This window comes from Thiocapsa roseopersicina, assembly GCF_900106925.1.
GTDB lineage: Bacteria > Pseudomonadota > Gammaproteobacteria > Chromatiales > Chromatiaceae > Thiocapsa > Thiocapsa roseopersicina.
Window position 1 is genome coordinate 22682 of the sequence record NZ_FNNZ01000026.1, and the last position, 21249, is coordinate 43930.

18 protein-coding genes are annotated in these 21249 nt (G+C 65.2%); 7 read left to right on the top strand and 11 right to left on the bottom strand.

Going from position 1 to position 21249, the window contains the following annotated elements:
- Positions 1-275 precede the first annotated feature (275 nt).
- From BLV04_RS20285 to BLV04_RS20305, 5 genes are read right to left on the bottom strand one after another with little or no spacing between them, the layout of a single operon-like run.
- Positions 276-1460 carry a DUF4350 domain-containing protein gene (locus BLV04_RS20285; RefSeq protein WP_139191981.1) on the bottom strand — a complete coding sequence of 395 codons (1185 nt, stop codon included), beginning with the start codon at positions 1458-1460 and terminating at the stop codon, positions 276-278.
- Complete coding sequence (locus BLV04_RS20290; RefSeq protein WP_093036764.1) at positions 1450-3006, bottom strand: DUF4129 domain-containing protein; 1557 nt, start codon at positions 3004-3006, stop codon at positions 1450-1452. Before BLV04_RS20290 ends, BLV04_RS20285 begins: the two co-directional genes overlap by 11 nt.
- Positions 2996-3982 (bottom strand): stage II sporulation protein M, encoded by a 987-nt coding sequence (locus tag BLV04_RS20295; protein ID WP_093036829.1) that lies wholly within the window; start codon positions 3980-3982, stop codon positions 2996-2998. Before BLV04_RS20295 ends, BLV04_RS20290 begins: the two co-directional genes overlap by 11 nt.
- The gene (locus BLV04_RS20300) at positions 3979-4677 is read right to left on the bottom strand and encodes an RDD family protein (RefSeq protein WP_093036767.1); all 699 of its coding nucleotides are present in this window, start codon (positions 4675-4677) and stop codon (positions 3979-3981) included. Before BLV04_RS20300 ends, BLV04_RS20295 begins: the two co-directional genes overlap by 4 nt.
- A 42-nt stretch (positions 4678-4719) precedes the next feature.
- On the bottom strand, positions 4720-5331 hold the full coding sequence (locus tag BLV04_RS20305) for a chorismate--pyruvate lyase family protein (protein WP_093036832.1): 612 nt from the start codon (positions 5329-5331) through the stop codon (positions 4720-4722).
- A 436-nt stretch (positions 5332-5767) separates the two neighbouring features.
- Here BLV04_RS20305 and BLV04_RS20310 point away from each other — a divergent pair, with 436 nt between their 5' ends.
- Positions 5768-5965 (top strand): alanine-zipper protein, encoded by a 198-nt coding sequence (locus BLV04_RS20310; RefSeq protein ID WP_007192175.1) that lies wholly within the window; start codon positions 5768-5770, stop codon positions 5963-5965.
- On the opposite strand, the gene BLV04_RS20315 is transcribed toward BLV04_RS20310, so the two are convergent.
- Entirely contained in the window at positions 5944-6909 is a 966-nt protein-coding gene (locus BLV04_RS20315; RefSeq protein ID WP_093036770.1) for a L,D-transpeptidase family protein, read from the bottom strand. The genes BLV04_RS20310 and BLV04_RS20315 overlap by 22 nt on opposite strands.
- Before the next feature lie 33 nt (positions 6910-6942).
- Between BLV04_RS20315 and BLV04_RS20320 the strand changes: the two genes are divergently transcribed.
- Positions 6943-8991: an elongation factor G gene (locus BLV04_RS20320; protein WP_093036773.1), complete on the top strand. Its 2049-nt coding sequence runs from the start codon at positions 6943-6945 to the stop codon at positions 8989-8991.
- A gap of 203 nt (positions 8992-9194) precedes the next feature.
- Here BLV04_RS20320 and BLV04_RS20325 read toward each other — a convergent pair whose 3' ends face one another.
- The 3 genes from BLV04_RS20325 to BLV04_RS20335 all read right to left on the bottom strand — a co-directional run bounded on the left by BLV04_RS20325 (position 9195) and on the right by BLV04_RS20335 (position 11369).
- Complete coding sequence (locus BLV04_RS20325; RefSeq protein ID WP_093036835.1) at positions 9195-9710, bottom strand: SixA phosphatase family protein; 516 nt, start codon at positions 9708-9710, stop codon at positions 9195-9197.
- 124 nt (positions 9711-9834) lie between these two features.
- Entirely contained in the window at positions 9835-10710 is an 876-nt protein-coding gene (locus BLV04_RS20330) for a fructosamine kinase family protein (RefSeq protein WP_093036776.1), read from the bottom strand.
- 41 nt (positions 10711-10751) lie between these two features.
- On the bottom strand, positions 10752-11369 hold the full coding sequence (locus BLV04_RS20335) for an HNH endonuclease (RefSeq protein ID WP_093036779.1): 618 nt from the start codon (positions 11367-11369) through the stop codon (positions 10752-10754).
- Between the two features lie 522 nt (positions 11370-11891).
- Between BLV04_RS20335 and BLV04_RS20340 the strand changes: the two genes are divergently transcribed.
- On the top strand, positions 11892-14144 hold the full coding sequence (locus BLV04_RS20340; RefSeq protein WP_281241876.1) for a primosomal protein N': 2253 nt from the start codon (positions 11892-11894) through the stop codon (positions 14142-14144).
- A gap of 577 nt (positions 14145-14721) precedes the next feature.
- The gene (locus BLV04_RS20345) at positions 14722-15405 is read left to right on the top strand and encodes a response regulator (protein WP_093036782.1); all 684 of its coding nucleotides are present in this window, start codon (positions 14722-14724) and stop codon (positions 15403-15405) included.
- Between the two features lie 119 nt (positions 15406-15524).
- On the opposite strand, the gene BLV04_RS20350 is transcribed toward BLV04_RS20345, so the two are convergent.
- Together BLV04_RS20350 and BLV04_RS20355 are read right to left on the bottom strand one after the other, a co-directional pair.
- Positions 15525-18017: a penicillin-binding protein 1A gene (locus BLV04_RS20350; protein WP_093036785.1), complete on the bottom strand. Its 2493-nt coding sequence runs from the start codon at positions 18015-18017 to the stop codon at positions 15525-15527.
- A gap of 243 nt (positions 18018-18260) precedes the next feature.
- Positions 18261-19277, bottom strand: a complete 1017-nt coding sequence (locus tag BLV04_RS20355) for a transglycosylase SLT domain-containing protein (RefSeq protein WP_245731972.1) — start codon at positions 19275-19277, stop codon at positions 18261-18263.
- A gap of 739 nt (positions 19278-20016) precedes the next feature.
- Here BLV04_RS20355 and BLV04_RS20360 point away from each other — a divergent pair.
- The 3 genes from BLV04_RS20360 to BLV04_RS20365 all read left to right on the top strand — a co-directional run bounded on the left by BLV04_RS20360 (position 20017) and on the right by BLV04_RS20365 (position 21226).
- Positions 20017-20196: a Flp family type IVb pilin gene (locus BLV04_RS20360; protein WP_093036788.1), complete on the top strand. Its 180-nt coding sequence runs from the start codon at positions 20017-20019 to the stop codon at positions 20194-20196.
- 183 nt (positions 20197-20379) lie between these two features.
- Positions 20380-20598, top strand: a complete 219-nt coding sequence (locus BLV04_RS24550; protein WP_139191982.1) for a hypothetical protein — start codon at positions 20380-20382, stop codon at positions 20596-20598.
- An 88-nt stretch (positions 20599-20686) separates the two neighbouring features.
- A complete protein-coding gene (locus tag BLV04_RS20365; protein WP_093036843.1) occupies positions 20687-21226 on the top strand; it encodes an A24 family peptidase in 540 nt (179 codons plus the stop codon).
- The last annotated feature ends 23 nt before the right edge of the window (positions 21227-21249 follow it).

Consider the following 21249-nt stretch of genomic DNA (forward strand, 5'->3'; position numbering starts at 1 on the left):
GGCGAGGTCGGCGAGGTCGGCGAGGTCGGCGAGGTCGGCGAGGTCGGCGAACGAGAGCTAGACCCGCCGGCGGGTGTTGGCAAGACCTCGACGGCCATGTGAAGGGGCGGGTGCTGGTGCTCCGGGCGGCCGATCCGGAATGAACGCGCGGCGGCCCGTGCGTTGCCCGATATCGATCGCATCGAGCGGATCTGCGTCGATGCCCTGATCCACCGCGACAGTCGACAGAACACGCCCGAGCATGCGCAGTCGGATTGCTTATTCCCGGAAATCGCCTAAGAACCTCGCGAAGCACCCCGCTTCAACATCGACGCCTTGCGCCACAGACGCTGAAGCATGGCGCTCTGCCGCACGAAGGCATCGGCGTCTTCTGCATGGACATGGAGGGCGCGGACGACGGCGTCCGGATCCTCGCCCGTCGCGACCGCGATCGCGTGGGCCAGCGCCGCGTCGTCGAGCCTCCCGAGGTCCGGGCGGCGACGTCGCCAGAGCTCGATGACCCGTCGGCGGGTAGGCTTGATCAGATGATCGGACTGTCCGTGTCGCCAGAGAAAGTCGCCGCTCGCGCCCAGGTGTTCGAGGAGATCGCGCCGGTCTCGGCCCGGCACCGGCTGGAGCGGTCCGAGGCGAGCACCCGCCGACCAAGCCCAGGCGAGCAGACACAAGGCTCCGGAGATCACCGCGTAGGGGGCGGCCGACCAGACCACCGCCCCGATCCAGGGCATCTCGCGGTCGTAGAGCAGCCAAACGGTGCCGCCGGGCGCGGGGGCGACGAGGTACGCCATCAAGAGCGCGTGGTCGTGCTCGCCGATCGCCGCGTTGGTCATGAAGCGATCCTCGGCGAGCACCGTGAGTGCTCCGTCACCCACGGGCAGTCGAACCATACGCAGCCGATCGGCGGCGATGATCGCCATTTCGGGCTCGGACTGGTCAATCGTCTCCAGAGCGCGTTCGGTCGAGAAGGCCACCCGAAGCGGACGTCCCGGACACTCGATCGGGATCTCGGCGAGAACCTCGGTTGACCCCTCCGCGGCGGGACGGTCGGCATCCTCGGCGCTCAGGCGAACGCCGTAACCGCCAATGAGGTCGCCCTCCTCCGCGGCCCCCGTCCTCGATTCGCTCGCCGTCACCACCAAGCGCCCGCCGTCCGTCATCCATTGGTCGAGCGCGCGACGGCGCTCGGGTGCGAGAGACCCCGGGTGACGCACGACCAGCGTGTCTGTCGGAGGCGGGAGCCGGCGCAGGCGCTCCCGCCCGCTTTCGCTCGCGACCGGGATCTCCAGACGCGCCAGAAAGCGCTCGGCCGCGAGGAAGGGGTTGCGCCTGGCCTCTTCCGAAGGGCCGACCTCGATCTCCAGGGTCCTGCGCTCGAGCTGACTCAGCACCGCGCCGATCAGGGCGACGACGATCAGGATCAGCCCGGCGACCACCAGCCCGAGCACACGGCGCTCATGCGTCATCAGGCGCTCCCGGATCTCGCGTCGGCCCGGTCGGCAGATCCCGAGCACGACACCAGTCGTCGAGCAGCGACATCAGCTCGGCGCCGGAAGTCTGCCGATGCGCGTAAGCAACCCGGCTCCAGTGCGCGGTCACGCGGGTCATGAGACCGACGCGCGGGGCCGGCAGGCTCTGCACCGCCAATGCCAGACAATCGCCTTCGGTCGAACCCGCCGGAATCGCCACACCCTGCCGAGCCAGCTCGGCGAGGCTCGCGCGATACAACAACCCAAGGGCCGCGCGATGCTCGCCCTTGTCGATCAAGCGACGGACGCTCGCCGCGATATCGTCGGGAAGCCGCTCGGCACCGAGAGGCTCGAGTTGGACCGATGGCCTGTCTCCCTCGCCCTGCGATCCGGATCTCGATCTGCGCCATCGCGGCCGCGTCTGCGCCACCCCTTGAATGACCTTGAACGCCAGCCAAACGAGTCCTGCAAACGCCAGGGCAAGCAACGACCACTTGAGAATCTCGGCGAGCGTCACCGCAAGCGCGCCGAGGTCGCTCGGCCAGATCCAGCCATCCATGGGCTCGGTCGGATCGCGCTCCAATGGCAGCCAGAGCGTCACCTCTTGCGTGCTCCCGAACTCATCGTCCGCAAGGATCTCCCGGATGATGACCTGCGCCTCGCCCGGATCAAGACCGTTTTCAAGAACGGGATCAAGAACGGCATCGCGCGGTGCGAACGCCTCTGCGACGGGGCTCGGCAAGGACAGGACCAAGCCGACGGCCAAGAGCGCGGCCAAGGTCAGACGCGCGGACCCGCGGGCGGCCGCATCCTGCTCGTTGCGCGCGCGGCGAAAGGCGACCTCCAGATCCCACGCCTCCAGCTCCGTGCGGCGGGTCAGATAGAGGCCGAAGCCGGCGCAGACGTAAAAGGGCGCGATCACCGAAAAAGCGAGCAGATAGATCGCCGCGCTGAACCAATAGACCGGTGAATCGGATTCGGTCACGGCAGCGGTCAGGTCGAGACGGGGCAGCTCCTCGGGGATCAGGAAGACCAGCGCGAGCAGCACGCCGCCCCACAGGATGGCCTCGAAGTGATAGCAGATCAGGGTCAGCCAGCTCGGCACGCCGATGCCGTGGCTCAAGACCGCGCGACGGCGCCGAGCCCGCGCACCGCTCAGACCCTCCAGGAGCGTGACCGGCATCAGGAAGGAGCGACGCAGCCCGAGGCGCCGCCACAGGAGCAGGGGCAGGATGTGTCGCGTCAAGGCGGCGCGGATGATGCCGAAACGCTCGGCGGGTTCCGGGCGCTCGCCGAGCAGGGCGCGGCCCGCCCAGGACTGCAGCGGTGCCTCGAACAGCGGCTTGCACCACCAGACGGCGACCAGCCAGAGGTCCGGGCGTCCGCCGGTCAGCACCGCCAGGAGCAGGGCGACCGGCAGCGCGGTGATCCACCAGAGGATCCAGAGGGACAGGAACCACTCTCGCCCCAGCGCAAAGCCCAGATCCACGCCTTCCCAGAGGCGGCGCGGACGCAGACGCGCGCCGACGGCGTCAAGACGCATCGTCGCCCGCCCGTCCGGCCAGCGCGAGATAGACCGCGGCCAAGACCCACCCGAGGACACCGACGCCGTATTTCAGCGCCGACGGCGCAGGGCCTGCCGACCAGAATGCCTCGATCATTGCGGCAAAGACCAGCAGAACGGCTGCGCCGCCGACGAGGATTACGGCATCGCGCGCATTCGCTCGGAGAGCGGCGAGTCGGGTGCGTTGCCCGGGGGCCAGGAGTGCCTGACCAAGCAGCAATCCGGCCGCGCCGCAGATGGCGATCGCCGTGAGCTCGTAGGGTCCGTGACCGCTGACGAAGGGCCAGAAGGTGGCACCGTAATCCACGCGTGTCAGGTGTCCGGCGACGGCGCCGATGGACAACCCGTTCACGAGCAGGATGACCAGGCTGCCGAGACCCAAGATCAGGCCGCCGGCAAAGGTACGAAAACCGATCCCGACGTTGTTCATGACATAGAAGCCGAACATGGCCACGTCCGTATCCGCCTGCCGCTCGCTGCCGCGTCCCGGCGTGTGCCGAGCGGGGTCGTAGAGCGACTCGAGATCCGCGACCTGCTCGGCATCGAGCAGGCTGTAGACGAGATCCGCATCCTGATAGACGGCGATCCCCATCCCGATCATCGGCAGGAAAAACAGCGCCGCCGCGATCCAAAAAACCGCTGAATGGCGACGCAGCGTCCGGGGAAACCGTGTCGCCATGAAATCGAGCACGGAGCGCACCGGGGCCGATCGTCGCCGATAGAGCTGGCGATGACCCCGCCTCACCAGCACCTCGAGCTCGGCGATCAACCCGGGGCTGTAGCGCCGACTGCGGGCCAACGCGTAGTCGCTGCATAGACGGCGATGCAGCTGCGGAAAGGAGGTCAAGGCCGGGACATGTGCCCGCCGCCGTCGCGGGTTCTCGAGAGCGTCGAGCATGGCGCGGTAGTCGCTCCAGATCGGCGACGCGGCGGCCTCGAAGGCGTCCTGTTTCATCCGCGGCCGTCCGGCGCTCCGCGCGCAAGCCATGCGGCCCAGGCGTTGACCTGCGCGACGGCGGCCTCGCCCCGCCGGCCGACGCTGCCCGCGAGGATCTCCGCCAGCTCGATCCGACGTGCCTCGGAAACGGCATGACCGCGCTCGGCGAAGGCCAGGATCGCCTGTTGCGCCTCGACCGACAGGCCGGCGGGTGGGGCTTGCGGGACGACCTGCGGGATGGTCGGTTTCGCCGGCGGCGTATCGGCATAGACCACCAGGGTACCGGCGGCCAAATCGCCGAGCCGACGGAAATCGCGATCCACCAGCATACTGACGAGCCCCACGCCGTAGAGCATCGGGAGAAAGTCCACGGTACGAAGCAGATTGCGGATCAGGGATGCGGGCAACCGCACGGGTGTGCCGTCGTCGTGCACCACCATCAGGCCCATGATCCGCTTGCCCGGTGTCGCGCCGCTGCGCACCTCGAAGACTACGGGATAGAGCCATTCCAGCCCGAAGACGGCGAGGAGGATCAGTCCGGTGCCGAAGCCGGCAAAGGCCCCAAGCGGCAGGACGACGAGCAGGACCGCAAAGCGGACGACGACATCCAGAAGGTAAGCGATGGCGCGCGGAGCCGGGCCGGCGACCCGCAGCGCAAGGTCGACGCCTTCCGGGGTCTCGTGCAGCCGAACGGTATCGATGGGGGGCAGCATGATCCGTTCGGGCTGAGAGTGATAGGTGAGGGTCGGGCCCGGTCAGGTGGCATCCCGCTCCCCGGCATAAAGCGCGAGCGGGAAACACTCGGTAATCAGGATTACCGGACGCCGCTCGATGATGATGCGATAGGTTCGGCACACGGCGCAGCCGCCGTCGGAGCTCACCTCCATGCCGACGTCCAGAACCTCGCGATAGCTCTCAAGACCGCTGTCGCGAATCAGTACGCCGATGCCGATCTCGCGGTCGATCAAGCGCTGGCGGAAGCCGGACGGGATCAGCTCGGTACGAATCAGCGAGAACGCCTCGGCAAAACTGCGCCCCGAATCCGTTCCGCGCAGCCGCGCATCGCGGATCAGACACCGATCGCCTGGTGCGACCTCGATCGCGGGAACGGGATCCTCGGCGGTCTCGAAACGCTGCTCGAGCGTATCGACCGTGACGGGCTCCCAGAAATAGGCCTCGAGGATCTTAGTCACGGTTCCGTCCGTCACCAGGAGCGCACGCAGGAAGGCAGGAAGCGTCTTCAGCGAAACCGGTTCCCCGGGAGGCGCGGCGATGACGCCGTCACGGACAAATCCGTCGCAACGGAAGGACACCTGAGCGGATCGCGCCCCTTGGTCCTGCACTGAAAGACCGTAGAAACGGCGCATCTGGATCTCCTTCGGGCCGACGAGGGCGGTCTCCCGACGGGTCGTCGGCGTGATCGACCGGGCGTCATTCTGCCCCACGAGGGTGCGGCGTTCCAGTTCAGACGTGCGGCAACACGTAATCCCGACCGACGGATCGCCGCTGTTTGGCGCTCCGAAGAGCGATGTCGATCCGCCGCCGACAAAAAAAACGACAGGCTCCATCGTTGCGGACTTGATACGTGGCTAAATTTGCCTCAATCTGTACGTTGACCCGCGTCTGAAGCCAACGCATGCACTCCGCGGAGTGAGGCAAAAGCAACAAACGCGAGATCAGTAGCCTGCCTCAGCCCCGACCTTCCCGGCACCGTCGGGCGGGACGAGGCCCGAGGTTCGGAAAAACCCGCGGTTATGTGTTATATACATAGGGCCTAGTGGCCAACTTTGGAGACTTAAAACGATGACCAAGATTGTCAAGCTCGCTTCCCTGTCCGCTGTTGCCGTTCTCGGCGTTTCCTTGCTGGGCGGTTGCACCACCGACCAGACCGCTCGCGACATGGCCCAGCAGGCCATGGACACTGCCAACAGTGCCCAGGCTTGCTGCAACGCCAACACCGAGCGTCTTGACCGCATGTATCAGAAGATCATGGGCAAGTAAGACCCTCCCGAGGGACTGCGCCGGCTTCCTACGAGTTGTGGGATGCCGGCGTCCTCTTTGACAGCCCGCTCCACCGCCTCCCAGTCGATCGTCACACCTTCGGCGTCCTTCACCCACTGAGGGATCACTTCCCTCGCGCTCTTTCGCTCGCTTTTCTCTCCGGTCTGAACCTCCAAATATAGCTCGTCTCCACGCCACCCGACCTTATAGGCTTGGTCGATGATGTTTACCGGCGTCGTGATGTCGGTCAAACCAAATAACTCCTCGATACCTTCGGGGTACATGCGGATGCAGCCGCCGCTGACCTCCATTCCGAGCCCCCACGGCTGGCTGGTCCCGTGGATCAGGTAATCGGGACGGCTCAAACGCATGGCATACTTGCCCAATGGGTTGTCGGGGCCGGGCGGAACCACGGCCGGCAGGATGTCGCCGTAAGCCGCGTGGGCAGCCCGCACGTTCGGCCCGGGCGTCCAGGTTGGGTCCTTGCGCTTTTCGATGACCGTGAAGTTGCCGAGCGGCGTGCCCATCGCGTCCTTGCCGACGCTGATGGCGTAGATCCGCACCTCGTTGGGGTCATTGGGCGGGAAGAAGTAGAGTCGCTTTTCGGCACGATTGATCACGATACCGGTCCGCGGGGCATCCGGGAGCACGTAAAAGGCCGGAACCATGACGGGCGTGCCTTCGCCGGGCACCCAGACATCGACACCGGGGTTGGCTTGACGCATATCGTCGAAACCGAGCCCGTTCTGGCGTGCGACGTCAAGCAAGGTATCCTGGGCGCGTGCCTTGAAGTAGAAGGGGACCCCCACCACCGAATCATTCGGGTTCTCGAGCCGGAAGGTCTCGGCCCCCGCGACCTCGATGGCTCCCAAGCCGAGCAGGGATGCGCAGACCGAGGTCGCGATCCACGCTCGTTTGCGTCGGCCAAGATCAAAAATGCTCATAGACTCTATCGCTCCTGTATCGGTTGAAATCGGATGAAAAAGCTGTCGCGATTGTCTCACGTCCGCAACATCGGCGTCGCCGCCCACGTCGACGCGGGCAAGACCACGCTGACCGAACGAATCCTCTTCTACACCGGCGCCTCCTACAAGATCGGCGAGGTCCACGACGGCGCCGCCCACATGGACTATATGGTCGAGGAGCAGCAGCACGGCATCACCATCACCGCCGCCGTGACCAAGGCACCCTGGAGGGAGCACCTGTTGCAGGTGGTCGACACGCCCGGTCATGTGGACTTCACGATCGAGGTGGAACGCGCCATGCGCGTCCTCGACGGCTGTATCCTGGTGCTCGATGGAGTGCGTGGTGTGGAGCCTCAAACCGAGACGGTGTGGCGTCAACGCACCCGCTTCAACCTGCCCGCGCTCGTCTTCGTCAACAAGATGGATCGCCTGGGGGCGGACTACCGGCGGGCGCTCGACGCGGTCAGGCGACGCCTGAAGATCGAGCCGGTCGCCATCACCTTTCCGCTCCCGGACGAGGGCGCAGTCGTGGATTTGATCAAGCGAAGGCGAATTGGTTTCCTCGGCGAGCAGGGCGATGCGCTCGTCGCCGAGACGTGTCCCGACGCGCTCTGGGACGCAGTCGCGGATCTGCGCGAGTCCCTGTACTTGGCTGCCGCGGAGATGGACGAGGGCCTGGCCGATTGCGTCCTGGCCGGCGAGGAGCCGCCGCCCGAGGCCCTGCGCGCCGCGATCCGTCGCGGCACGCTGGCGGGCCGCTTCTGTCCCTGCTACGGCGGCAGTGCGCTCCGCAATCTCGGGGTTCAACCGCTGCTCGACGGGGTGGTCGATTTCCTGCCCGCGCCGCTCGACCGACCCTCGGCGCACGCCGTGCTGCCGGACGGGACCGATGTCGAGATCGCCATGGGCACCGAGGGCCCGCTGGCGGCCCTCGCCTTCAAGGTCCAACTCTGGGACGGACGCCGTCATGTCTTTGCGCGGATCTATCGCGGGACCTTGGCGCCGGGCGACACGGTGGAGGTACCGACCCCGTCCGGCGGGGCTCGGCGCGAGCAGGTCGCACGGCTCTTCGACGTGGATGCCGGCAAGAAGACCCGCATCGATCGGGCCGAAGCCGGCGAGATCGTCCTCCTGGCCGGACTGCGCCACGCCTCGACCGGCGATACGCTCTGCGCCCCCGGCCACCTGCTCAGCCTCGAACGGATCGAGGCCCGCGCCCCGGTGCTGGGGCTGGCGATCGAGCCCGCCGCCGGAACGGATGAAGAGAAGCTGCTCGAGGTCTTGGACAAGGTGCAGCAGGAGGACCCGACCCTGCGCGTCGAAGAGGACCCCGAGACCGGCCAACGGCTGCTGCGCGGCATGGGGGAGCTCCACCTCCAGATCGTGCTCGAGCGCATCGAGCGCGAGTTCGGCGTGCGGATCAGAAGCGGCCGACCGGCCGTCGCCGTCCGCGAGACCATCCGTCGGTCGGCCTCGGCGGATGTGGTGTTCGCCCCGCCGCCGACACCCGATCCGCGTCAGCAGGATCTCATGGCGCGCGTCGCACTCGCGATCGAGCCGCTCGCGCGAGGGAACGGCGAGCGGCTCGAATGGGCGGCCCACGTCATCCCCGAAGGCGCGGAGCCGAGCACGGCACAACGCGAGGCCATCGAGCAGTCACTGAGATCGACCTTGGCGGCCGGGCCTTTGCTGGCGGCGCAGGTCCAAGACATCCTGGTGCGGGTCAACGAGGTCGAGCTGTTCGGCGCGGCCTCGACCCCGGAAGCGCTCGGCGCAGCCGCATCCAAGGCGCTGCGCCAAGCGCTCGAACGCGCCGAGCCGGCGGCGATGCACCCGATCATGCGGATCGAGGTCGTCATCCCGGAGCCGAGCCTCGGTACGGTCCTCGGCGATCTACAGGCCCGGCGCGCCCTGATCCAGGGCACCGAGTCCGTCGGCGAGGACATCGCGATCCGCGCGGAGGCCGCCCTCGAGCCCTTGCTCGGCTATGCCACCGCGCTGCGCAGCCTTACTCAAGGCCGGGGGCAGTTCAGCATGGAGTTCGACAGGTTCGACGTCTAAACCGCGCTTGGCACGACATGCCGTGACGTTGGATCGATGCGATCTTGGCGGACACACGCGGACTTGGCGGGGCGCGGTTTAGGAGAAAAAAGCGAAAGAGGGTTTTATCGATCGGACGCTGCAGGACTCTGCGGATGGGCTAAACCGCGTCCAGAGTGAGATGTTTACTTTCGAGTTCGGGCGCGGTTTAACACGTGACGGGATCAGCCTTTGAGGCTGCGCGGGCGGGTGATCGAGATCAGCTGAGCGCTGCCGCACGGCAGGGCGTTCCAATCGTCCGGCATCTCCAATCGGGCGACGGTGGCGGTGGGGAGGAGCTTGCCGTCGTCGGGGATCTCCAGATCCTCGCCGACCAGGTGCATGAGGAGCTGCTCGAGACCCGGATTATGGCCGATCAGAAGGACGGTCGCCGCCTCGGGGGAGCAGCGCCCGAGCACGGATAGGAGCTTCGGGACCTCAGCCTCGTAGATGTCGGCATCCCAGAGGATCTGTTTTTTCTTGATGTCGAGACACTTGCAGACCTTCGACGCGGTCTGCTTGGCGCGCTCGGCCGGGGAGCTCACCACCAGGTCCGGGACCAAGCCCTCGCGATAGAGCCAGGCTCCGACCTTGGGGGCATCGCTCTTTCCGCGCTTGGCCAAGGGACGGTCGAAGTCGCTCGTCGCGACCGAATCCCAGTCGGACTTGGCGTGTCGCAGGATGAGGAGCTCTCTGGGCATGGAGAAGAAGGGGTCGGCGTAACTCAAGCAGAAGTCGGACAAATCTCAGTCGCAGTAGCGGGCCTTTTAACATATCCGTCATCTTCAAGGAAATGAGGATTCCCCGCGCCGCACACACCGCCGCTCAACGCACCGCCGCCAGCAGCCGATCCATCATTCCTTTGGCCTGTGCGAGATAGCCGCCGCCGAATAGGTTGAGGTGATTCAAGACATGGTAAAGATTGTAGAGGATCTTCCGTGTGCCGTACTCGGGCGGCACCGGCCAGGCCTCACGGTAGGCCGTGTAGAAGTCGGCCCCGAAGCCGCCGAAGAGCTCGGTCATGGCCAGATCCGTCTCCCGATCGCCGTAATAGACGGCCGGATCGAAGATGATCGGCTCGCCCTCGCGGGTTGCGCCGATGTTGCCGCCCCAGAGATCGCCGTGCAGCAGAGAAGGAGCGGGGCGGTGGCCGATCAGATCGTCGAGGACCGACATCAAGCGCTCGCCCGGGTCCGACAGCACCCGGCCGTAGCCGTTGCGGGCCGCCAGATCCAGCTGAAACCCGAGCCGATGCAAACGCCAGAAGTCGACCCAGTCGGAGGCTCGCGCGTTGTGCTGCGGGGTCGAGCCGATGGTGTTGTCGCGATGCCAGCCGAAGTCGGGGGCGGTGAATCGATGCAGCTGCGCCAGTCGGCGGCCCGCCTGCGCGCCGTCCAGACGCCCGGCGAGATCGAGATGCTCGATCGCGAGATAGCTTTGGGTGCCCGCGATGCCGGTGCAGACGGGCTCGGGAACCCGGATCGCATTCGCCTCGCGCAGGGCGGTGAGGCCCTCGGACTCCGCCTCGAACATCGCCAGCCGGTCGGCGCTGTTGAGCTTGACGAAGTAGGCCCGCGCACCGTCGTCGAGGACGACTGCGCGGTTGATGCAGCCGCCTACGACCGATTGCTCTCGTTGGATACGGAAAGGACGTCCGGTCGCACTCGCGATCCGGCGTGCGATCGTTTCGCGATCATTCATCCGGATCGATACCGGTCACTCGTCGGGGTCACACATCGGACTCATTCATCGGGCGTCTCCTCGAGGCCCCGAGCGGCACGTCGATGCAAGGGACTCGAGCGCGGAAAGTGGGCGCGAAGGAAGGCCATCTGATCCGCCAGGACATGGCGTCCCATCAAGAAGATGTACTCGGCGTGCGTCGGCGTGAAGGGCACCGCCAACAACTCCATGCCCGCCGCTTCGGGCGTACGCCCGGCCTTGAAGTTGTTGCAGCGCAGGCAGGCGGTCACGACGTTGTTCCAGACATCCTTGCCACCGCGACTGGTGGGACGCACGTGATCGCGCGACAGATGACGCCCCGAGAAGCGGCTGCCGCAATACATGCACATGTGGTCGTCGCGGTGAAACAGGGTGCGGTTCGATAGGGGTGGTGCATAATCGTCCTGAAGCTTGTTCAGGGCGTGATGCGTCCCGTAGGTCGCAATGATGGAGTGGATCTCCAAGCGACTCTGTCGGTGGGTGCTTGAATTGATGCCGCCGCGCAGCTCGAACAAGGCATCGCCGCAGGCATAGGCCACCTGCCCGAGGAAATACAGCCGGGCGGCAACGCGGTAGTCCACCCATTCCATCGGCATACCCGCCAAATCCGTTCGCAGTACCTGTTGATTCAGTGACAACATAGCGGCGTTACGGCTCGGAATTTGCGAGCATGATACACAGTTGACCTTCTCGCGCAACCCGGCGCCGTCATGCGTTTCAGCGACCGGCCTTTCGCGCGTCGACGCTTTAACCCGTTGATCATTCACAGCCGCCCCGAAACGCCGAGAAGGTCTACGGCGCAGGCTTCCGGCGACTCGACGGCGCTGCCCACGCAATATTCAACCAATTGATTAAAAATATGTTTTCAAGTTGGCCAAAAAGTTTCCAAACCAACAAAACCGTAACAACGGCGCCTGCTCGCATCCGCTTTACACCAGTCATCCCCAGACTTATCCACAGGAATTGTGAGTTGCTTGGGTTTCATGTTCTGCGACAAGTGATTGCCGGTGTTTCCTAGCAAAGCGCGGACGTCACGCGTCTAATCCGCGACTCCCGCCCGTCCTCGGAGCCCGTCCTCGGAGCCCGTCCTCGGAGCCCGTCCTCGGAGCCCGTCCTCGGAGCCCGCCCTCGGAGCCCGCCCTCAGAGAAAGCGCTCAACCAACGTGTCGCCCGACCCACACCGAAAGCCCGGCTCGATCCTGCGTGTCGCCGTCGCCGCACCGCTGATGGACGCCTTCGATTATCTGCCGCCGGCTCCGGCATCGGACGGCTGCTCGGCAACGCCGTCGCTGTTGCCCGGCCAGCGTGTGCTGGTGCCCTTCGGGCAAGGTCGGCGCGTTGGCATTTTGCTCGAGCTGCGCGACACCTCCGACCAGGTTCCCGCGCGCCTGAAGCCGATCGAACGGCTCCTCGACCCGCGCCCCGTCTTGGGCCCGTCCGATCTGACCCTGATCCTCTGGGCAGCGGACTACTATCGGCAACCGATCGGCGAGGCCCTCTTCAGTGCACTCCCCGCCCGTCTGCGTCAGGCCAAACCCATCACCGACGAGCAGATCCCGGGCGTCTCGGCGACATCCGCCGGCCTGACCCTGGACCTCGAGACGCTGCGGCGAGCGCCGAAGCAGCGCGAGCTTCTCGCCCTGGTCAGATCCGCGCCCGAGGGGATCGCGGTGGCCGATCTGAACGCACGCTTGGGTCCCTGCGCCACGACGCTGCGCAGCCTGCGTGCACGCGGCCTGCTGGAGATCTGCCGCCTCGTGCCGACGGGGCCCGTCACGCACGCGCCCCGCCCTGAGTCCGCCCCCGGACCGGAGCTCAATGCCGATCAGGTCGAAGCGGTTCGTCGGGTCGCGGCCGGGCTCGGCGGGTTCAGCCCCTTCCTGCTCGACGGCGTGACCGGCAGCGGCAAGACCGAGGTCTATATCCGTCTGATCGAGGCCGCCGCCGCCCGCGGCGCCCAAACCCTTCTGATCGTTCCCGAGATCGGCCTGACCCCGCAGTTGCGCGAACGCTTGGCCTCGCGTCTGCCCGACCCACCCGCCGTGCTGCATTCCGGGCTGGCTGCAGGAGACCGCGAGCGGGCCTGGCACCGCGCCGCCTCCGGGCGTGCAGACGTCGTGCTCGGAACGCGCTCGGCGGTGTTCGTGCCCCTGCCTCGGCTCGGGCTGATCTTGATCGACGAGGAGCATGACGCCTCGCTCAAACAGCAGGAGGGGTTCCGCTACTCGGCTCGCGATGTCGCCGTGCGACGCGCCCAGCTGGTCGGTTGCCCGGTCGTCCTCGGCTCGGCGACACCCTCGCTCGAAACGCTCAACAATGCGCAGACCGAGCGCTACGGCTGGTTGCGTCTGCCGCAGCGCGCGGGTGCGGCCTGCACGCCGCGGACCTCGCTGCTGGACATCCGCAATCAGCCGCTCCAGGCCGGACTCTCCGCGGTCCTGCGCGAGGAGATGCGTACCGAAATCGCTGCCGGCAACCAGGTGCTGCTCTTCCTGAACCGCCGCGGCTATGCCCCGGTGCTCACCTGTCACGCCTGCGGTTGGGTCGGCGACTGTCCGCATTGCGACGCCCGGCTCACGCTCCACCTGGCCCGCCGACGCCTCTGGTGTCACCACTGCGGCTGGACTCGGCCGTTGCCGAGTGCCTGCCCGGACTGCAAAGGGACCGATCTGCGCATGCTCGGACGCGGTACCGAGCGATTGGACGAGGAGCTGCGCCCCCTGTTTCCGGGCGTCGGCATCGCCCGGCTCGACCGGGATACCACCCGACGCCGCGGCGAGCTGGCCCGCCTCCTCGACGAGGTCCGTCGCGGCGAGGTGCAGATCCTGCTCGGGACTCAAATGCTGGCCAAAGGACATGATTTCCCGGGCGTGACCCTGGTCGGGATCCTGGATCTCGACCAATCGCTCTACGCAAGCGACTTCCGCGCACCGGAACGCACCGCGCAGCTGATCGTGCAGGTCACCGGACGGGCCGGACGCGCCGAGCGCCCGGGACGGGTCGTCCTCCAGACCCGCCACCCCGAGCACCCGCTGCTCCAAAGCCTACTGCGCGACGGCTACACGGGCTTCGCGACCACCGCTCTCGCCGAGCGACGCGAGGCCGAGCTGCCGCCGTTCAGCCATCTCGCCCTGCTGCGCGCCGAGGCCCCGGCCGCCGAGACGGGAACGGCGTTTCTGAATCAGGCCCGCCTGATCGCAGAAGGGCTCGCCGACTCCGGAGTGCAGTGCTACGGCCCAGTCCCCGCCCCGATGGAACGCCGCGGCGGGCGCTACCGCGCGCAGCTTCTGATCCAATCGTCACAACGCCCGAGGCTCCAGCGGTTTCTCGCCGACTGGAGCCCCGCCCTGCGCGCCTTAACCAGAAGCAAGGGGTTGCGCTGGTCGCTGGATGTGGATCCGCAGGACATGTATTGATCTTCGGGCCGTTGCTGGTGCCGAGCGTCGCGCCAAAAGCACCTTTCAACCTCGATCGGGCTGCGGCAAAAGAAACATTATGTGTTCTTCTCTTGGTATGAGCCGGCCGCGCGCATTCCTCTAAGGCGATATGTGGGGGCGACTTAAGTCGCCCCCACAGGTTCTGAATGGCATGCGCAGTCGGAATGCTTTCCCCGAAAACTGCCTAAAGGCTGATACAAGAATGCTTAACAGTAAGTCAACGCCCCATCAACAGCGATTCGTGTACAATCATCAACACAACGATAATTTGCTCCGAATCAGGCGGACGCTACTGAAATCGTTTTCGTTGCCACTTTAATCTTTATTATTTGGTAACATGAAACGACATGACTCGGATCGGACTTGAAGGAATGAAATAATATTACATTACCCGAAAGGCTAATCGGGTGTTCATCGGCCGCATAACGTCAACACCCGGCAGACATCGAATCAACAACGACAGGGCGTCGAGCGCAGCATAAACCAGCGATTACCGCCTCGACCCGATCGCGTAGGACGGCTCTATCCCGAGCACAAGGAACCAAGGGAAGTACCGATGGCCCTCGATGCTGGCGTGCACCAGACCAATACGACCGAAACCGGCAGGATCCAAATCGTCATCTTCGACGACCAGCCCTTCCTCCTCTTGGGCGTCGAACGCTTATTGGCCGACGAGCCGGACATTCGCATTCAGGCATCCTGCACCGATGGTGCTCAGTGTCTCGAAGCCGTTCGGCGATACCAACCGGACATTCTGATCCTCGATCCGTCGCTCCCGGACAATGCGGGGTTGGCTGTCCTCGAGGCTTTGGCACGCGACTCGCTCACGACGAAAACGGTCATCTTTACCCGGTCCCTGACAGAGATCGAATTGCTCCGGGTGATGCACCTTGGTGTTCAAGGCGTCGTGTTGAAACAAATGCCGCCCGAGATGCTCGTCCAATGCCTCCGGAAGGTCCATGCCGGCGGGCAATGGCATGAGAAGACATCCTTCGGTCTCGCCTTCGACATGATGCTCAGGCGCGAACGTCGGCAACGGGAGGTCGCCGCCCTCCTGACCCCACGAGAGGTCGAGCTCACGCGGCTGGTGGCTGCCGGATTCGACACCTGTGCGATCGCCGCGCAGCTCAATATTGCCCCGGGGACGGTCAAGGTTCACCTGCACCGAATCTACATCAAGCTTGGCCTCCGAAACCGAGTTGCCTTGACCAATTTCGCCAGAGACAAGGGGTTGGCCTAATCGGCCGGCCTGCTTGAGCCGACGTGTCGGGGCGACTTAAGTCGCCCCGACAGCCGCCCCCACAGCCGCTAAAGGTCTTGCGGGCATGCGCAGTCGGGGTGTTGATTCCCGGAGATCGTCTAATAGACTTGCTCGATCACCGAAGGTACCCCAATCCGCTGGACCCCGTCGATCTCGATGCCCTCCCAAGGCGAGGGCTCGGGGAGAAGACCGATTTGATCTTCATGCAGCCACTCAAGCACGACGTCGCTGTCGCTCGACGATGCGAGCGCGCCGCTGGCTCGATCGACCCTTACCTGCACCATGCCCGACGGCGCATCCGGGATCGCCTCAGGACGTCCTGCCAAGACTTGCCCCATGAAATCCATCCACATCCCGATGGCGGCCTGGCCGCCGGTCTCCCCGGAGCCCAAGGGCGAGAAGTCGTCGAAACCCATCCAGGCAACGGTTGCAAGGTCCTTCTGATAGCCGCAGAACCAGGAATCACGTACTTGGTCGGTGGTGCCCGTCTTACCGGCGATGTCATCACGGCCCAGCTCACGAGCGCGCGCGCCCGTACCGACACGGACCACATCCTGCAACATAGAATGCATCTGATAGGCGTGCGGCGCGCGCAGCACCCGCTCCGCGGCACGGCCCGAGGCGGGCGCGGTATCGGACACCCCAGAGCGCCCCGGCTCGCCGCGATACCAGCACTCCTCGCAGGCGCGCCGCGGAGCGGCTTCGAAGACCGGATCACCCTCGGCGTTCTCGATGCGCCGGATCAGATAGGGCTCGATCCGGTAGCCGCCGTTCGCAAACACGGCATAGGCGCCGGCCATCTGCAGCGGCGAGACCTCGGCGGTCCCGAGCGCGAGCGACAGACCGCGCGGCATGGCTGCGGGGTCGAGACCGAAGCGCGCGACAAAGTGGATGGCCTCGTCCACGCCGACCTGATCGAGCAGATCGATCGCCGCCAGGTTGCGCGACTGCACCAACGCCGGGCGCAGGCGGATCGGCCCCAGATTCTTGCCGTCGAAGTTGCGCGGGCGCCAGCCCTGCGATCCGCGCACGCTTCGCGAGACGGGCTCGTCACGGGCCAGGCTCGCCGGCGTCCAGCCCGCATGCAAGGCGGCGGCATAGATGAAGGGTTTGAATGTCGATCCCGCCGGGCGACGTGCATCCACGGCCCGGTTGAACTGGCTCTCCGCGAACGCATAGCCGCCGACGATGGCCAGAATCGCCCCGTCGAGCGGCGACACCGAGACCAAGGCGCCGGAGACCGCAGGCCGCTGAGCCAGCGTCCAGCGGCCCAGAGCGTCCTGCGTCAGTCGGACCAGATCGCCGACCGAGAGGACATCGCTCATCGCCCGCGGCACCGGACCTCGCCGATCCGCATCGCGCAACGGCCGCGCCCAGCGCACAGCGTCCCGACTCAGGGTGACCCGCTGCCCACGACCGATATAGACCTCGGCAAGATCCCGCTGCACGCCGACCGCAATGCCCACCGTCAGCCCGGCCATGCGATCGGCGCCATCCAAGACCCGATCGAGATCGGCATCCGACAACGCCTTCGCTCCCTCTGCCGCCCCCCGTCTCGCCAGGTCGACGCGGCTCTCCGGCCCGCGGTATCCATGGCGCTGGTCATAGGCCAGCAGCGCTCGCCGAACCGCCTCCTGCGCGGCAAGCTGCGCCTCGGACCCGATGCTGGTCGTCACCCGATAACCGGCGCGATACGCCTCCTCGCCGTAACGCCCGACCATCTCGCGTCGCGCCATCTCGGCCGCATAACCCGCATCCAATTCGAGCTCGCGGCCATGGAGCCGAGCCGAGTCCGGCGCATCGTGCGCCTCGCGATAGGCCGCGGCGTCGATCTGCCCCAGCTCCAGCATCCGACCCAGCACATAGTCGCGCCTGATCCGTGCCCGCTGCGGATCCGAGACCGGATTGTTGGTCGAGGGCGCCTTGGGGATGCCCGCGAGCATCGCCGCTTCGGCCAAAGTCAGCTCATCGAGTGTCTTGGCGTAATAGAGCGCCCCCGCGGCGGCGACGCCGTAGGCACGATGCCCGAAGAAGATCTTGTTGAGATAGAGCGCCAGGATCTCGTCCTTCGAGAGCGTGCGCTCCAGATGCCAGGCGAGCAGGATCTCGGCAAACTTGCGATCGAAGGTCTTCTCGGAGGTCAGAAAGAGGTTGCGCGCCACCTGCATGCTGATGGTGCTGCCGCCTTGCCGGGGCTCGCCGGTCCGCAGATACGCGAGCACGGCCCGCGCCAACCCGGCGACGTCGAGCCCCTCGTGAGCGAAGAACCGGCTGTCCTCGGCGGCCAGGAAGGCATCGATCAACAGGAGCGGAATGCGCTCGATCGGTACGGACTCGCGCCGCTCGATCCCGAATTCGCCCATCAGAAGCCCGTCTGCGGAGTAGATGCGCAGCGGCTCATGCAGCCGGATGTCGGCCAGCAGGTCGCTGCGTTCCAGGTCATGCAGGGTGACCGCCAAGAAGACGACGAGCGCCAGAAGCGCAAGCAACGGCAGAGAGAGCAGCAGACCAACGACAGTCCCGACACGCCCCGCAAATCGCCCCGAGCGCACCGAACGCTCGGGCCTTCGGCTGCGCAGCAACGCCGTCACCTCACCCTCGCTCCCGGATCACATCGGGGCCAACCGGCCGGGCCCCGCCGCACTTAAACCGCGTCCAGAGCAACATGCGTCATTTTCATCTTGTTTTCGGCCCTGGGGACTTCCCCACCCTTGGTGGAGACGCGGTCCAAAATTTTTTCTTTTTAATACCTTAAACCGCGCCACCTTCGACAATCGTCGAATCTGCCGGGGCCGATCCAATCAAAAAACATCACATACCGCATCGTGCGCGGTTTAACCCGAGACACCCGTCTCGAAGAAACGGGTCTCCCAGTCGGTGTCCGCCTTGCCGGATCCTTTCACACCGGTGCCGGTCGAGCGGCCGCGGGAGATCCCGAGAGACGCGCCATGCGCCCCAAGACCGTCCTCGGAGACGCCGAGCACCTGCGCGACACGCTTCACATAGGCTTGCGTCTCCGCAAAGGGCGGGACGCCGCCGTGGCGCTTCACTGCCCCTTCACCCGCGTTGTATCCGGCTAGGGCCAGCTTGAGATCGCCGTCGAAGTGGTCGATCAGCCAGCGCAGATAGGCCATTCCTCCATGCAGATTCTGTTGCGGATCGTAGGGGTCCACAACACCGAACCGCTTGGCCGTCGCCGGGATCAGCTGCATCAAACCCTGGGCCTGTTTGGGCGAGACCGCGTTCGGATTGAAGTTGGATTCGACCTGAATGACCGCGAGCACCAGCTCCGGATCTAGCCGATAGCTCGGGGCCAACTGCTCCACCATCGCGGCGATCTCCGCGCGGCGCGGATGACGGCCGACGATGCCGGGCTTGGTCGCCTTGACCGGCTTCGCTGCGGGTTGAGCGCTCGCCACCGCCGGACGCGCCGCCGGTAGCGTTCGGGCAACCATCTGCTCGCGCAAAATACAGTCCGGCTCTGTCGGGAAGCTCGCCGTCGAGAGATCCCAGCGCGCCAACATCTGTTTCGCCGGCTTGGAGTTGCCCGCCGACGCCTTGAGCAGCCAAGACGCAGCGAGAACCTCGTCCTGCTTGCCGGCGAGTCGACGGCTGTAGATCTCGCCCAACCGGAACTGGGCCTCGGTGTGCCCGAGCCGCGCCGCCACGCAGTAGAGCTGGATTGCGCGATCGATGCTCTGCTGGACCCGCACGCCGTATTGATGCTGCTTGCCCCATTCCAGGAGCAGGTCGGCGTCGGACGATTGCAGGAGCGCCTCGAACGGCGGAACCGCCGCATGTACCCCGCCGGGCAGAATCGAGAGAAACCAGACCGAAACCAGAAGACACATCAAACGGATCCGTCGATGCATGACCCCGTGAACCCCCATGTCCATGCGACTCCTAAACACTGTTCGATACGATCGATTCGCCCCCGCCGCGATTCGCAGGATGCCTTGCGTATTGCGACGACGGGGGCATAGACGACGCTGATCATCAGCCCGGCCGGGGTGGACGAGCGAGAGCGAAGTCCACCGAGGTCGGCGTTGGCCCTGGTGGACTGCGCTGCGCTTGTCCACCCCTCCAATCGGTGACGTGGACGGGTCGATGACCGAGGCATCCCAGAATACTCCGCAGCCCCTCGCAAAGCATAGCTGCCAATCGGACGAACGGCGATCGCCCTGCCCGATCACGAATCGATGGCCCGACCGCCTGCAGAGATGACCGGATTACCCATTACCACCGACAATCATACGTAGTTCTTGGTATTTCTCCATCGGATTAAGAGGGGCATATTGCGTACTAATCCATCCCACTTACCCGGCCAGGTGCAAGGCTGCGCCAATTCCGGCCATCGACCGCATCGGCTCGATATATATCGCTCGGCATAACAGAATCTAACCCCTGGCATATTGTTTCGATGCGATGTATACCACTATCCTTAATCCAACGAGAATGAACGGCCGCAGAACATAGAGGGCCGGAGATCTCGCAAGGCGACCGGATCCGATGGCTCGCACCCAAAGAAAGAAAGGGGTCCGGGCGCAGGACGCTAGGTGCTGACATCAACTGCAATTGAGGATGACTCTCATGATCGCAATTCTGAAGAAGTTCTGGATGGATGAGGAAGGTGGCGAGGCTGTCGAATGGCCGCTGGTTGTTGCGCTTGTCGTGATCGGACTGATCGCAGCATGGGCAGCGTTGGGCGATGCAATCGTCGCGGTCTTAACAGCGATCGTAGCCGAACTCAACGGCGCAGTTGCAGGCTAAGGCGCAGTCTGATTTCGGTGTCGAAACTGGGTCGGTTACGTCGCCGTACGCACGACTACCCCGACCGAGAGGCGCGGGCATTACAATCGGATGCCCGTGCCTTATCTTCATGCCCGAAAGAACGTTCGTTGGCTCAACTGCTAGGATTCCGGTGAGCGACATCAGATGGAATGGAGTCGAATCATGCCCGAACGTGACGTCTCGGGTTCCACGCCCCCGGCGAATACACATGGGTGGTGGAATCGATTTCGGTCCAACGATAGCGGAGGCGAATCGGTTGAATGGCCGCTCTTGGTTGCGCTTGTCCTCCTCATCGCGATCGGCGCATGGAGTGAATTCCAGGATATTCTCGGAACCATGCTGATGGCAATCATCGAGGCCGTCGTCGCAGTCTTGGATTAACGTGGCGCGGCGCCACCTGGCTCGCTGGGCCAGTGACAGCCCGCTAGCTACACGACACTTTGATCACCGGTTGGATTCGGACAAGACCTTGGCTGGAACGCCCTCAATTGTAGCCGCTTACATCGCACTGTTCATTGTCTGGGCAGCGGCCTGGGTGGATCTGCGTACCCGACGGATTCCCAACCCGATTTCGCTTGCAGGCATCGGCCTTGGTCTGCTGACGGCCCTTGAGCTCGGCGGGGCCGAAGGGCTCATGCAGAGTCTTGCAGGGTTGGGACTGGGAACCGTCCTGCTGCTTCCCGGATACCTCTTACGCTCGACCGGCGCGGGAGACGTTAAACTCACCGCCGCCGTCGGCGCCTTGCTCGGGCCCAAAGGCGTCCTCTTGGCGTTTGTCGCCGCTATTCTGACCGGCGCCTTGATCGGAATCGGTTACGCGCTCATGGCCTGGCGCCTCAAGGGTGCACGCAGTCCATTCGAACGCTACGGCCAAATGCTGCGTTACCTGTTCACGACAGGCCGCGTGAGTTACGTTCCGCCTGCTGCGGATGAGATTATGGGCCAAAGGTTCGCTTTCGGTGTGCCGATTGCGATCGGGACCACATTTGCAGCCTTATGGCCGGCGTAGATTCGTTACCGTAGTGCGTTATT